This is a genomic window from Metamycoplasma buccale, from assembly GCF_046774455.1.
Taxonomy (GTDB): domain Bacteria; phylum Bacillota_I; class Bacilli_A; order Mycoplasmatales; family Metamycoplasmataceae; genus Metamycoplasma; species Metamycoplasma buccale.
In genome coordinates, this window is record NZ_CP177249.1 from 429,378 (window position 1) to 443,515 (window position 14,138).

The 14,138-nt window shown below is 24.8% G+C and carries 14 protein-coding genes and 2 tRNA genes; 5 read left to right on the forward strand and 11 right to left on the reverse strand.

Annotated elements, in window-relative coordinates:
* The first annotated feature begins 313 nt into the window (after positions 1–313).
* Together ACLFP3_RS01820 and ACLFP3_RS01825 are read left to right on the forward strand one after the other, a co-directional pair.
* On the forward strand, positions 314–826 hold the full coding sequence (locus ACLFP3_RS01820) for a hypothetical protein (protein ID WP_412031276.1): 513 nt from the start codon (positions 314–316) through the stop codon (positions 824–826).
* Positions 826–1,854 carry a hypothetical protein gene (locus ACLFP3_RS01825; RefSeq protein ID WP_412031277.1) on the forward strand — a complete coding sequence of 343 codons (1,029 nt, stop codon included), beginning with the start codon at positions 826–828 and terminating at the stop codon, positions 1,852–1,854. Before ACLFP3_RS01820 ends, ACLFP3_RS01825 begins: the two co-directional genes overlap by 1 nt.
* Positions 1,855–1,961: 107 nt before the next feature.
* Here ACLFP3_RS01825 and ACLFP3_RS01830 read toward each other — a convergent pair whose 3' ends face one another.
* From ACLFP3_RS01830 to ACLFP3_RS01875, 10 genes are all read right to left on the reverse strand, one after another.
* Positions 1,962–3,695, reverse strand: coding sequence for an APC family permease (locus ACLFP3_RS01830; RefSeq protein WP_412031278.1), 1,734 nt, complete (start codon positions 3,693–3,695; stop codon positions 1,962–1,964).
* A gap of 270 nt (positions 3,696–3,965) precedes the next feature.
* Positions 3,966–4,041: transfer RNA gene (locus ACLFP3_RS01835), tRNA-Lys, on the reverse strand.
* A 3-nt stretch (positions 4,042–4,044) separates the two neighbouring features.
* Positions 4,045–4,131 (reverse strand) — tRNA-Leu (locus ACLFP3_RS01840).
* 103 nt (positions 4,132–4,234) lie between these two features.
* Entirely contained in the window at positions 4,235–4,939 is a 705-nt protein-coding gene (locus tag ACLFP3_RS01845) for a ribonuclease HIII (protein ID WP_412031279.1), read from the reverse strand.
* Between the two features lie 3 nt (positions 4,940–4,942).
* On the reverse strand, positions 4,943–5,893 hold the full coding sequence (locus ACLFP3_RS01850) for a Cof-type HAD-IIB family hydrolase (RefSeq protein ID WP_412031280.1): 951 nt from the start codon (positions 5,891–5,893) through the stop codon (positions 4,943–4,945).
* A 62-nt stretch (positions 5,894–5,955) separates the two neighbouring features.
* Positions 5,956–6,585: a uracil phosphoribosyltransferase gene (gene upp, locus ACLFP3_RS01855; protein WP_412031281.1), complete on the reverse strand. Its 630-nt coding sequence runs from the start codon at positions 6,583–6,585 to the stop codon at positions 5,956–5,958.
* 60 nt (positions 6,586–6,645) lie between these two features.
* A complete protein-coding gene (gene deoC, locus ACLFP3_RS01860) occupies positions 6,646–7,296 on the reverse strand; it encodes a deoxyribose-phosphate aldolase (RefSeq protein WP_412031282.1) in 651 nt (216 codons plus the stop codon).
* A gap of 47 nt (positions 7,297–7,343) precedes the next feature.
* Positions 7,344–8,639 carry a thymidine phosphorylase gene (locus ACLFP3_RS01865; protein ID WP_412031283.1) on the reverse strand — a complete coding sequence of 432 codons (1,296 nt, stop codon included), beginning with the start codon at positions 8,637–8,639 and terminating at the stop codon, positions 7,344–7,346.
* Positions 8,640–8,655: 16 nt separating this feature from the next.
* Entirely contained in the window at positions 8,656–9,372 is a 717-nt protein-coding gene (gene deoD, locus ACLFP3_RS01870; protein WP_412031284.1) for a purine-nucleoside phosphorylase, read from the reverse strand.
* Positions 9,373–9,442: 70 nt separating this feature from the next.
* Positions 9,443–10,216, reverse strand: a complete 774-nt coding sequence (locus ACLFP3_RS01875) for a DNA-processing protein DprA (protein WP_412031285.1) — start codon at positions 10,214–10,216, stop codon at positions 9,443–9,445.
* Between the two features lie 122 nt (positions 10,217–10,338).
* On the opposite strand from ACLFP3_RS01875, the gene ACLFP3_RS01880 reads away from it, so the two are divergent.
* The 3 genes from ACLFP3_RS01880 to ACLFP3_RS01890 all read left to right on the forward strand — a co-directional run bounded on the left by ACLFP3_RS01880 (position 10,339) and on the right by ACLFP3_RS01890 (position 12,552).
* Positions 10,339–11,040 carry a YgjP-like metallopeptidase domain-containing protein gene (locus ACLFP3_RS01880; RefSeq protein ID WP_412031286.1) on the forward strand — a complete coding sequence of 234 codons (702 nt, stop codon included), beginning with the start codon at positions 10,339–10,341 and terminating at the stop codon, positions 11,038–11,040.
* A 28-nt stretch (positions 11,041–11,068) separates the two neighbouring features.
* Positions 11,069–11,701 carry a hypothetical protein gene (locus tag ACLFP3_RS01885; RefSeq protein ID WP_412031287.1) on the forward strand — a complete coding sequence of 211 codons (633 nt, stop codon included), beginning with the start codon at positions 11,069–11,071 and terminating at the stop codon, positions 11,699–11,701.
* Between the two features lie 179 nt (positions 11,702–11,880).
* Positions 11,881–12,552 (forward strand): hypothetical protein, encoded by a 672-nt coding sequence (locus ACLFP3_RS01890; RefSeq protein ID WP_412031288.1) that lies wholly within the window; start codon positions 11,881–11,883, stop codon positions 12,550–12,552.
* A gap of 42 nt (positions 12,553–12,594) precedes the next feature.
* Here ACLFP3_RS01890 and ACLFP3_RS01895 read toward each other — a convergent pair whose 3' ends face one another.
* Positions 12,595–14,136: a hypothetical protein gene (locus tag ACLFP3_RS01895; RefSeq protein ID WP_412031289.1), complete on the reverse strand. Its 1,542-nt coding sequence runs from the start codon at positions 14,134–14,136 to the stop codon at positions 12,595–12,597.
* Positions 14,137–14,138: the final 2 nt, after the last annotated feature.

A 14,138-nucleotide genomic window follows, 5' to 3' on the forward strand; every position in this document is an offset into this window, starting at 1 on the left:
AAAGTCCCGATTTTAAGTTATTTCGGGACAATATATCTATACAGTCCCGATACTTCAAACAACATTTATTGATATAAAAAAGGAATTATGATTGTGCTTAATTGATATGATAATTTAGATTGTGCTAATAACAAAAGGTAGTAATCAGACAAATATATTACTTTACTTAATAAGTAAGTATATATTTGTCCTTCTCCTTAGTTTTGCCAAGAAAATTAGAATAGAATTAGAACAAGAATAGTTTATTTATAGAGCAAAAAATGTTGTTTGAAATAAAATAATTAACTATTTATTTAGTGTCTTTATTTATTCCTTGAAAGTTAAAAAAGTCCCGAAAGACTTTCGGACTTCGGGACTGTATAAAAACTTTATTCAATATAAAGAATCTTCAAATGGAAGTTATCAACTAAATAATTCCTATTCTTCATTAAAAACTTTTAAAGATGATACTGAAGTTAATGCTTATTTAAAAAGAATAAAAGAAGACGGGATTTTACCAGAAACAAGATACACCATTGTTGGTTTGGAAAGTACACTAGATTCAAATGGCATTAAAATGTTACTAGATGAACTTGGATTTAATGACTCAAGCACGATTACTAATAATTATCGAATAATCTTACAAAAATTGATTTTACCTTCAACAGAAAAAATCTTTTATTTAGATAATGATCATAAATACTTACTTGATTTAAAATACTTTAATTTGTGAAACGTTAAGATCAATAATGAAAAATATCATTTTGAGAGTTCACAAGCTATTACTAAATTTATTATTAACTATGTTAATTTAAATGCTAAACCAATTATTGGAGGAGTAAAATAATGAAAAAATCACTTTTATTTATACCGTTGTTATCATCATTGGCAACTTTACCATTATTAATAGCCTCAAAATGTAAACAAGAAGAAACTCAAGAACAAAAAGATGAAAAACTTACCAAAAAATATGAAAAAGAATATATTGATAAACAGCGATATGTTTTTGATGACTTTGAACAATTCAAAATAAGAGATGAATATTTTTATTTAATAAAAAACCCAACTTTTAATGATGTATGAAATGATTATGCTAATAGAAACATAAAGTCATACGCATTAACAGATAAATTTTTTGAAGATTTTAATAAATGATATGAAGATTTTCAATGAAAATTTAAAATTTTTAAAAGAATAATGAATAAATATGCCGCTAATGAAATAATTAAATATCAAAACCCTAATAATGGTATGGACCCCATTAATTTATATTATGTAAAAGAAGTAAAATTTGATTTTTCTCGTAAAATGGGTTCACAAAATTATGCCTTGCGTATGGGAAGGAGCGATTTTTCAGTATTTTTAAAATTATTTAATATACCAAATTTAAATTTAAATGCTTCTCCTATTCTACCTGATTGAACAATGCTAACTGAAATAAATTTAAATAAAACTTATTATTCTAAAATAAATATAACATCGAATTATGGACTTATCTTTCGCGAAGAATTGAATAAAATTAGAGAAATATTTTCTATACCCAAACCTTATTATAAAAATGATCATTTTATTACTCACCCAGCTGGAAAAGATGATTTTCAAGGAGAAGACCGTATTCCAAGAATTGAATTTTATACATTTAGAGGGCTTAGAGACGAAAGTGCAGATAATGAAATACTAAATTTACGTTATAAAACTTCATTTGATAAAGGATGAAAAGATATTGATGTTGATTATTTAAAAGAATATGGTAATTATGATACTTTTAAATTTAAAAGTTATCGTGTCAAAATCGTTGAATATGACCCCAAAAAACCTTTAGATGCCACCCCTTCTAAAGTAGATGATTTTGTTTTATCAGAACATGGCTTATAAAAAATTATTATTAGGCACTTTAATGTCATTAACATTTTTATTAATAAATTTTTAAAAAATAAAGCCGGTTAATAAAACCGACTTTATTTTTTATTATTTTTTAATTATTAAACACGTGCTTCTTGATAAGTTTTTAATACTATATCATTTAGTTCTTTAGCAAGTAAAACATTTTCACGTTCTTCAACTGATAAATTAGTTTTTAATTTTTCTTCAATTTTTAATGCTTTTCTTTCAACTGATTTCTTTTCAATAACAGTTGGAACAAACATAACAACAGTATATACTATAAATAATACAGCTGCAGCATAGTGACCAATTGTTGAATTTACTAATCCTTGTCATGCTTCATCTTGTTTAGCAATTAAATCAAATTGACCAGGGTCAAGAGCAATATCTGAAATGAATTTTTCCTTACCTTGTAATAAGATACCAGTTTCTAAAGCGGCACTAAAGAATGGGTTAATTATTAAAAATGTTAATACAGTTGCAACAATAGTTACTGAAAAACTTCCAGCTCAAATAGTGTGTTTGTTTTCAGTAACAGCAATAAAGTGTTTCTTTCTATTTTTAATAGCGCCGGCAATTGATGCTGCAATAAATCCAAATGCAAACACAGCCATTCAGTCAGCCATTAAATCACTAAATGTTAATAAATTATCTATTTTGTATCCATAAACAGAATCATATCCTCCACCAAAGTATGCATATGCACCAATAGCAGTGAATATTACCATGAATGGTAATGCTAGAATTAGACAGAATATAGCCCCTACTAAAGGAGTTTTTGCAGATTTCATGTATTTATATACTTTTACAGGAACTGAAATTTCTCCTTCTTTAATTAAGTCTTCTACTCATCTTGTTGCTCACATGGTAAATCCATTTAATATACCAACAATACCAATTGATATACAAATGTTGATTACACCAAATGCTCAACCATGTTTAGCATTTGCTAATAATTCTCCATAGTCATAGAAACCACCGGTTTTAGCACCTAAGGTCATAGCTACAGCGATGATAATATAAATAATAGTAATGGTTGATAAACCTATTGTTAAAGCAGCTGGAGTTTTTTCAGGGTGTTTCATTTCTGATTGTACACCAGCTGTTACATAGAAACCATCAAATGCAAAGAAGATACCACCCAATGATGCAAATACTGCAAAGAATGGTGATAAACCAAATAATGATGTTGACTTAGCATCGAATAAGCTTTCTGTTGTTATTTTATTATATGTAATTCCGTTTTTTGCTGCAAAAGCAAAACCTACTATAACAACAGCTATTAATGGAATAAATTTAACTGAAGTAACAACTCAGTTTTGAACATTTCCAATACGTGAGCTTAATCCAGCTGAAAAAATCATTCATAATGTTAATCCTAATCCGATTAAGAAGTAGAATCATGGTGCCAATTTACTTCCACCAAAACCTATATTTAAACCAAATCCGCCTAAACCATCTTGGAATTGGACAATAACATAGTATGGCATGAAGAAATAAGTAAATGGCAAGTATAAATAAGTCATAAAGAATTTAGCACCTTTATAAATGTAAAGAGTGTTAAAAGCTTTTGCTCATCCGATCATACCCAAGTTGTCGTTACGTCCTGAAGCAACTTCAACTAATGCTAAGGCCATAGTAATAACAGCAAAACCAGCTATTAGTCATACAATAATTGCTCAGACAATATTGTTAGCAGAATTTGATAGAACTGATTTAGATCTTAGAAAAATTCCAGCACCAATTGAACCACCAATAACAATAAGAATAGCAGAGAAGAAACTAATCTTTTTCTTATTGTCTTGTGTAACGACTAATTGTTCGTCGTTCATATAGCTTTCCTTTCTTAAAAAATTAAATATATATTTAAATCTAAATATTTGATACATCAAACATCAAACGTTCCCTCAAGGATGTATCAATAAAATTATAAAACTTATAAATTTAATTTTTTGTTTTCCTTCATTAAATAAGAATAAAAATGGAAATATTTCTTTATAAAAAAGAGTATTTTAAGAGCGAGTCATTATTTTTGAAATTTCTTTAAATAAAAAAATCCAATAATCAAGTAATTAAAGGATTTTTAAGTCAATTTCTTGAAATGGTACGCCCTAGAGGATTCGAACCTCTGACCCAATGGTTAAAAGCCATTTGCTCTACCTTCTGAGCTAAGGGCGCAACTGGTGCCCAGAACTGGACTTGAACCAGCACGGCCATTACAGCCAACGGATTTTAAGTCCGTAGCGTCTACCATTCCGCCACCTGGGCTTGGTGGTTTTAATAAATGCTATATCATTATAATACAATTTTAGTTAAAATGGTATAAATATTTTATAAAAATTTTTACCCATAAATAGCATTAAAACAATGGTTATTTTTTTAATAAGTTATTAATTTCAATGGCTTTAAAAGTGGTTTTAAAAGATATTTTAGCCACTTCTTTTAATTTTTCAATAGAATTTTCTTTTAAAAATTTAGCAGCTAGATTATCAACTTCAGAATTTGCTCCTAATTTAAAAGGAAAATTATAATTTTTAATTTGCAAGTCCATTAAGTTTAAAAGTATGTTTCTTGCAATAACAGAAGCACAAGCTACTGATAAAGATTTATCCTCAGCTTTTGTTTTTAAATAAATTTTTACTTGAGGTTTATCAATTTTTAATCAATCTATATTTTTTAGTTTTTTATAATGATTGTAAAATGTTTCTTCATTATTAGTATATTGGTCAATAATAACATCAACAGGTTCATTTAAGATAGCTAATAAACTATTAATACTATTACTATGAATTAGTGTTTTAATTTCATTATTATTTATTTTATTAGCAATTAAATTGTTATATCCTTTTTGACTTAAAATATTTTTTCTTCATAATGTTAGTTTTTCTAATTTAGGTGCTAATTCTTTAATTTTATTTTCCGATAATTTTTTGCTATCCTTTACTCCTAATTCTTTAATTTTTTCAATATTTTTTGTAGGAATAAAACAAGCAACAGAAACAATAGGTGAAAAATAATCACCTACACCTGTTTCATCAACTCCTATAAGAGTATCAAAATTAATTTCATTGTCCATAAATTATTCTTCTTCATTGTAAAAATTATCAGCTTTTACAATTTGTAAATTATCACGGTTTTTTTCTTGTCTTTTTTTACCTAATTTGATATATTTGTCAGGGTTTTTTAAAAATGATTCAATAAAATAACCAACAGCACCTTCTTTATTGGTTTCTTTCATAACAACAGTTGATAATTGTTTTATATAAGGTTCAGCATTAGCTGGAGCAACACCAACATTACCTACTTCATACATACTTGCATCATTAAATGAATCACCAATAACAACAGTATCATCAATATCAATATTGTAATATCTCATTATTAATGATATTACTTTGCCCTTTCCTACACCAATTGAAGTAATATCAAATATAGGACTTAAGCCATCGCCTTTTGATCAAGAAGAAAATTCTCCTAAATCACCGTATCTTCTTTTTAAATATGTAAGTAAATCAACTACATTAGTTGTAGTTTTACAATCGAAAATAATTCCTGTAGGTTTTAATGGTAATTTTTCTAATGCGATTTCTTCTCTAAATTTAGTTGCTTGATTAAAATTAAAAACTTTTTCTAAGTTAGGATCACGATGTTTTAATTGTACTCAATCAGGACCTTCTATTGCATAGTTTGTTATTTCATTAGCAACTTTTTTATCACCTAAGATATATAAAACCTCATTTAGATCCAAATATGAAATTGTAGGAATAAAAAATGGGTCTGAAGGATTGTGAATATGTGCTCCATTATAATTTCCTACAATTGCATTTAAACCCAATTTTTCATAAATAGGCTTAGTACTTCTTCATGGTCTTCCAGTGATAATTGAAACGATGTGTCCTTGAGAGACAGCTTTTTTAATAGCTTCTTCAGTTTTTGGATGCATTGTACCATTAGCTGAGTCAGCTAGTAAAGTTCCATCTAAATCTAAGGCAATTAAAAATCTTCTTTTTTTTTCATTATTATTTTCCATAGTATTCCTTAAACAAATATTTAATTAAATTTTATCATAGTTTTAAAATATGCTAATTTTAGTTATTTACCCTTTGTTCCAAAAATTCTATCACCAGCATCACCCAATCCCGGAACTATATAATTATTTTCATTTAATTTAGTATCTTCAGAAACTAAATAAATATCGACATTTGGATGCTCTTTTTCTATTCTTTTAATGCCTTTTTCTACTCCTACTAAACAAATTAATTTGATGTTTTTAAATCCTAAGTTTTCTAATTTAGTTATTGCATCATCAGAGCTTACTCCGGTTGCTAACATAGGATCCACTACTAAAATATAACTATCTTTTGCAACTTCTGGTATTTTAAAAAAATAGTCTTTTGCTTCCATTGTTTTTTCATCTCGGTAAATACCAATATGACCAACTCTTGCTTGTGGTACTAAATCTAAAATACCATTAGTCATTCCTAATCCTGCTCTTAAAATAGGAATAATAACAATTTCTTTATCTAATGCTTGTCCTATAGTTTCTATTCCAATTGGAGTAACCACTTTTAAAGGCTTGGTTTTATAGTCTCTTAATATTTCATAAACCATTAATGATGCAATTTCGTTTAAATTTTTTCTAAATTCATCATGTGATGTATCTTTTGATCGCATTTTTGTAAGTTTTGCTTCTATTAAAGGGTGTTTTATAATTACTAACATATCAATTCTCCTCTTTTTATTTAAACTAAAAGAATTATAAAAAAATAAGCAAAATTATGCCTATTTTTTTAATTCTTCTATTATTAAAACAGATTTAGAAGTTCCTAATCTATTTGCACCTAATTCAATCATTTTAATAGCATCACTAGCAGTTTTTATTCCACCTGAAGCTTTAATTAATAATTTATCTTTTGCAATTTTTTTCATTATTTTTATATCGTCAAAAGATGCTCCTCGATAAGAAAAACCAGTTGAGGTTTTAATAAAATCGGCACCTGACTGTAAAACAATTTCAGTAATTTTTGCAATTTCATCATTAGTTAATAAAGCAGTTTCTACAATAACTTTTAGATTTTTATTGCCACATTCTTTTTTAATTTCTTTGATTTCATTCAATACATATTCATATTCACGTTCCTTAAATCGTCCAATATTTATAACCATATCAATTTCATCAGCGCCATGAGCAATAGCTATTTTTGTTTCATAAACTTTAACACTTGTAGCATTGTATCCTAAAGGAAAACCAACAACAGTGCAAATTAAAATATCAGTTTTTGCTAATTTTTCTTTTGCATACTTTATTCAAGAAGGAGCAATACATATTGATTTAAAATTATATTTTTTAGCTTCTTCTATTAGTTTGTCAATATCTTTTGATGTTGCTGAAGGACTTAGCAATGTGTGATCGATAAATTTGTTATATTCCATTTTAATTCCAACCTTTTATATTATTTTAAATAAATTTTTACTTAAAATTAAGATAATTTTGCAAAAACTAAATCGATCTTATACGGTTTTTCATTAAAATCAATCACATTCATTATTTCATTTTCAAGTGATTTATCAATTTCTTTTGAAGAATATAATGTAAATAAGGTATCACCTTTATTAACATAATCATTAGATATTTTATTTAAATAAATACCTGCTTCATAATCAATTGTGTCTTCTTTTTTAGCGCGCCCTGCGCCTAACTTCATTGCTACTATTCCAAAATCAATCGCTGACTTGATTTTTAAATAACCAGAAATTTTCGCTTTAATTTCATATTTATTTTTAGGATTGAATCAATTTTTATTTTCTAATAAATTAACATCGCCATGTTGCGCTTCAATTCATTCCAAAAATTTTTTATAAGCTTTGCCATTTTTAATAACTTCATCAATCATTTTTTTTGCTTCTACTTCGCTCCCAGCCTTGTTAGCTAACATTAATAAAGTAGAACCGGATGAATAAATTATTTCAGTAAAATCTTTAGGACCATTACCCTTTAAAGTATCCATAGCTTCTAATACTTCAATTTTATTACCAATAGCTTTTCCTAAAGGTTGTTCCATATTAGTTATTTCAACAGCAATTTGCTTGTTTAATTTTTTTCCAATTGCAATCATTAATTTTCCCAATTGTTTAGCTTCATCTATGTTTTTCATAAATGCGCCATTGCCACATTTAACATCAAGTAAAATACAATTTGAACCAGTAGCCAATTTTTTAGACATAATAGAACTAGCAATTAATGGAATAGATTGAACAGTACCAGTAACATCTCTTAAAGCATAAATTTTTTTATCAGCAGGATCTAATTTTTCATTTTGACTTACTATAGCAATATTATGTTCTTTTACTATATTTTTGAATTCGTTATCTGATAAAGAAATTTTAAAACCATTTATTGATTCTAGTTTATCTAATGTTCCACCAGTGTGTGCCAATCCTCTACCAGACATTTTAGCAATAGTTAAATCTAATGCTGCTAAGATAGGACAAAGAGCTAAACTAACTTTATCACCCACTCCACCAGTTGAATGTTTATCCACAATAGTTTTATTTAAAAAACTTCAATCAATTATTTCACCAGAATTTAACATAGCTTTAGTTAAAAAAGTTGTTTCTAAATCATTCATTCCATTTAACCTAATTGCCATTAATAAAGCACTTGCTTGATAGTCTGGAATATTTTCATTAACATAGTTATTTATAAAAAAATTAATTTCTTCTTCAGTTAATTCTTTTTTGTCAACCTTTTTAGAAATAATATCTACTATTCTCATCTTTTATTTTCCCTTTTTATTGAAAATTTTTAGCTAAACTTAATGCTAATTTCATCATTTCATTAAATGAATTTTGTCTTTCTTCACTTGTTGTGTATTCTTGAGTAACCAAATTATCTGAAATTGTTAAAATACATGCCGCTTTTTTATTAAGTCTTTCTGCAACAGTAAATAAACCATATGATTCCATTTCAACACAAACAGCACCTTGTGAAAGATTTTCTCTATCTTCAACTGTTCTAGTTGTGTAGAATGCTTCTTCTGTTAAAACTCTCTCTTCTTTAATTTGCATTTTTAATTCTTTTGCATTCATTTTTATTAATTCATTTAATTCTTTAGTAGGTTTTGCAATCACATCTTTATTTTCGGGTAGCATTCCTTCTCTAAATGATATATTTTCTCCATAAGAGTCTTTTGCTAAAATAAGATCAAAATTTTTAATTTCTTTTTTAAAACTTCCAGCTGAACCAATTCTTACAATGGCTTCAACATTATATTCATTAAATAATTCGAAAGCATAAATTCCAATTGATGGTACTCCCATTCCCGAAGCACAAATTGAAATTTTGTTTCCTTTATAATATCCAGTATACATAAGAATGTTTCTAACATCTGAAACAAGAGTTGCATTTTCTAAATATTTTTCAGCAATATATTTTGCTCTTAATGGGTCACCAGGCATTAATACTAATTTAGCAAAAGAACCATCTTTTGCATTAATATGTGGGGTCATTATTATCTCCTTAATTAAAAAATAAAATTATTTTATTTACATTAAAATTTTATCTTAAAATCAAAAAAATCTAATGCTTTTCAATTTCTAAAGTTTTAGAAATAGGTATAGATAAAGAAGTAATTAACTCTGCTCCTGAATTAATTAATTCAATATTACGATTATTACTGTCTCCTTTTTCGGGTCCAAAGCAATAAATGTCCTTTCCTAATAATAAAAATTGATCAATAAGGTTATTTAAAGAATAATCTTTTAGTCCAAATAAAACTAAATTATTTGCTAAAGCAGCAATTATTCTATTTCTTGCAAATAGTGTCTTTTTTGTAACGTGATAATTTTTAGGATATTCACTTAAAATTAAAATATTTTCAGTTTTAAAATTACTTATATTTTTTGCAAAATAAGGATTTTCAATACCATTTGGACTTATTAGTATCAGTTTTAAATTGTTATTAAGGCATTTATCTACAATTTTTTCATCTAATCCTTTTCAATAAGCTGAAACTATAGTAACATCTTCTTTTATATCATCAATAGAATCTAAATACTTAATTACATAGTCAATTTCATAATTTCCCGTTAAACAATATATTTTTTTGGATTTTAATAACTCTATATTACCTTTTCAATCAAGTACAAATGGAGGTTTGTTTAAAATGTTAAATTGTTTAGGATATATATCATCATCTAAAATAGTAAACTTTCCTTCATTGTATTCATATTTTTCAAATCTAACTTTGTCTAGTTCCTTTTTATTTACAATTTCAAATGTTTTTAAAGCATTGTAAATTTTTTCTCAATCGCCGTTATATTTTTGATTGAAATAAATTAAATAATCATTCATATTTCTCCTTTTATCTTTATTTTTTTAAAAAAAATTAAATATTTTATGTATTTGATAAATATTTGAGAAATTAGTGAGAAAAGTAATTAATTTAAATAAATAATTTACAATAATAAAGTGTAATGTTGAGGTCGCAAGAAAAAATTGATTCAATAACTATAAATGGAATAGTTTATTTCTATAAAGTTATTTTTACTAATAATAAAAATGTTTACTTTGAATTGAAAAATGATACTTTTATTTTAAAAACTCCTATTTACTTATATGAACAATCTTATATTAAAGAATTTGTAAAAAAGGGTATAATCTCATTCTTAAATAGGAAATCTAAGCCATCGCTTGAAATTAATTTAGAAGAAAAATATTTCTATTACTTTGGAAATAAAGTTAACTATATTTTTGATAATAATCAGATTTCTTTTTTTGATAATGATAACGAAATAGTTTTAGCTTGCAATTCAAATTTAAAAATTGAAGAAAAAATTTGAGAATATTTAATAAAAAAATTAGCTCTTTTAATAGAAAATAGGATAGAAATTTTTTCAAAAATAATTTGCCCAAATGTCACTAATATAAGTTTTAAAATTAAAGCAAAAAAATCTGCATGAGGAACTAATTATTTAGAAAAAAAATTAATTACCTTTTCTAAATATTTAGCATTGTTCAATCCTAAATTAATAGAATATGTTGTTGTTCATGAATTAATTCACTTTAATTTTAATAATCATTCGCCAGAATTTTGAAATGCTATAAAGAAACTTATACCAAATTATAAAAAAGTTAAAGAAAATATAAATAAACATAATTTCTCATTTACCTTATAAAATATTAAATATAAAAGAGGTAGTTAAAATGTCAATTGATCAAAAATACTATTTAGGGATTGGTCTTGGACTAACATTTTTATTAATGTTTTTAATTGCAATATTAGTTATTTATATTTTTGTAAAAAGAAATATTTTAAGAAAATCTAAAAAAAATAATGAATCAATTAAAAAATTAGAAGAATTTTTATTAAATTATTCAAAAGAAAATAATGTTTATTTTATTAAGAAAAATCATTTTAAGTCACTAGGCATGCCTTCTTGTGATATTGGACCATTTTTAATAACTGATAAAGGATTAATAATTTTTTATCCTAATTTTTTGAATGGAAAAATTGAAGGCAATTGTTTGGAAAGAGAATGATATTGCACCTATGAAAATCGTAAAAAAATATTTCCAAATAAAATGTTTTTTATTGATAAAACAATTAATAAACTATCTACTAAATTACCTAAAGATATTCCTATAATTGCTGTATTTTTATTTATGAATAATGATGTAGAAGTAGATATATATAACACTCCTAGTTATGTTTTAATAACTAAAGAAGAAAATATACTATCATCTTTAGATGAAATTAATAATTCATTAACAAGTTCTTTAACTACTGATAAAGTTAATATGGTTGCAACAAAAATTACCAATTTAATTAAAAAATAGATAGCTTTTTAAAGACTTTTATTGATTCATTTGCATAAATTTCCTATTATAAAGCAGTTTTTTATGATATTTAGATTGATTTTTATTGAAAAAGATTGAAAAAAGATTGCTAATTTTAAATAATTCTTAATTATTGATATAATATTAAGATTATTTTAAAAGAATTCAAGGAGAAAAAAATGGCCACTAGAAAAACCACAATTAAAACCAAAGATATTAACGCAAAAGCAAACAAAGGCAAAAAAACAACAGGTGAATTACAAAGATTTTACATTTCAGAAAAATGAGACGGCAAAAATAAAGATGTTATTTATTTTAACTTTAAAATGGCCAACTCAAAAAACGGCAAAAGATTTGATGAATTTTTAGATGCTGTTAAAGAATTTATTACTGTTAGTCAAACAACCAATAAGAAAACTAGAGTTTGATTCCACCGTGATGGTGCATATCGTGGAAGTGTTGATATTACAAAAGCAGAAGTTATTGTAAGACAACTAGAATCAACTAGAATTGATAATGAAAAAGTTATAACTTATTTAGAAGAAAACAAACTAGTAGATAAACCTGAACCTAAAGAAACTAAAACTAAAAAAGAAATTATTGAAGAAATGCCTATCTTTGCTAATGAAGAGTTTGAAGATAAAGATGTTATGGTTGAAGTTATAAAACCGGAAAATCAAGAAGAAACTCAATTTGTTGTTGTAAAAGATCCTTCTGCAACTACTATGATTCAAAACAAACAATCAAAGGATAAAGCCTCTGTTACTTTTTGAGTTTTAATTTCAATACTTATTTGCTTAGTAATTTTAAATATCGTTTTAATTGTGCTTGGAGTAACCAATAAAATTTAATAACTTGAAATAATATAAAAAAACTAACCTTTGAGTTAGTTTTTATTTTTTCTTAATAGTTGATCAATAAGCACTAAAGGCACCTATTAAAACAATTATTATTAATATTGGGATAACAATATAATTAAAAATCTTAAAATAATTTTGTCCTTTAAATAAACTATATAAAATATTGTAAGTTGTTACTGCAGTAAAAAGCATAATAACAAATCTTAGAATACCATTGTTGATTGCTTTAATTCTTTCGTTTTTAGTATCTAAGTAATCATAATATGTATTTGCAACAATTAAAGCACTTGATAACTTGTTTTCGATTTGAGAATTATTATAAATATATTCTTTAATATCTTTTGCTAATTCTAAATTACTTTTATCAATATTGGCTAAATAGTTTTTTAAAGTAACATTATAATAATTTAAAGTATTTTTTGCATTTTTAATTAAATAGAAATTTTTATTTCTTAATCTATTTTCATCATCATTATTAAAAATATTTGCAAAAGAAATCATAGAATGAATATAGTATAAATATGATCATGTAATTTTCAAAATATTCCTTTTAGAAAGAATGATTTCAAAAAATGATTTATTTGAACAAAACATTGCATTTTCTAGATTATAATGAAATACAAAACTTTCATTAGCACTAGTTATTTCATGCATATAAGGTTGCATTTTGTTTTGTTTGATTAAATCTTCTCAAATAGAAATATCAAGAATATTTTCATATTTTTTATTATTATTTAAGTCAGATAAAAAATTAGATACATAATTTTTATTTAAAGTATTACTATTAGATAAATACAAACTAATATTTTCGTTTTCAATATTTGAATTTATATAAAAAATAGGATAATAACTTAAAGTAATTTCATTAGCAAGTGTTTTTGACATATGTTCTAATTTCGCTGCTCAAAAGTTAATAAATAATTGAATATTTTCTTTAATTTCTATTAGTGAATATTTTTCATCAATTTTGTTTTTAACTAAATTTTGAGTTTTAAAGTATTTCAACAAATCATTTTTAAAAAAATTTAATTTTGCAGCATCACTTAATTTTGAAAAAACATTTACGTTATCTCAGTATATTTCATTTTTATGAAAAATATTCTTTTTTCTTTCATCTAGTTCTTTACTAAAATAATCATTGTATAAATGCATTAAATATTTTTCTTCATTTATTAGTTTTAAAATTGAGTTTTCGAAAGTAAAAATAACTGATCCATTTGAAAAAATCGAAATAAAAAGCAAACTATTTTCATTGTTTGGAATTAAATCTTTGCAATTTTTATTAACAATATATATTCTAAATAATTCATCTTCAAATCAAAATGTTTCGTTAAAAGATGTCTCTTTTGAATATATTATTGTGCGATAGTTTTCATTAACTTTAAATTGTTTTAAATGAAGTAAAAGTTTCTTCATATTTTTATTAGTTTCTCTTTTGTTAAGTTTTAAAGGATATTTGATAATTTTTCCTAAATTAAAATTACCTAACATAATAATATTAACTAAGTCAATATCTTTTACTGCATCATAAAAAAATTTCTTGAATTTTAAAAAGTCTTTATTTGTATTTTCCATAA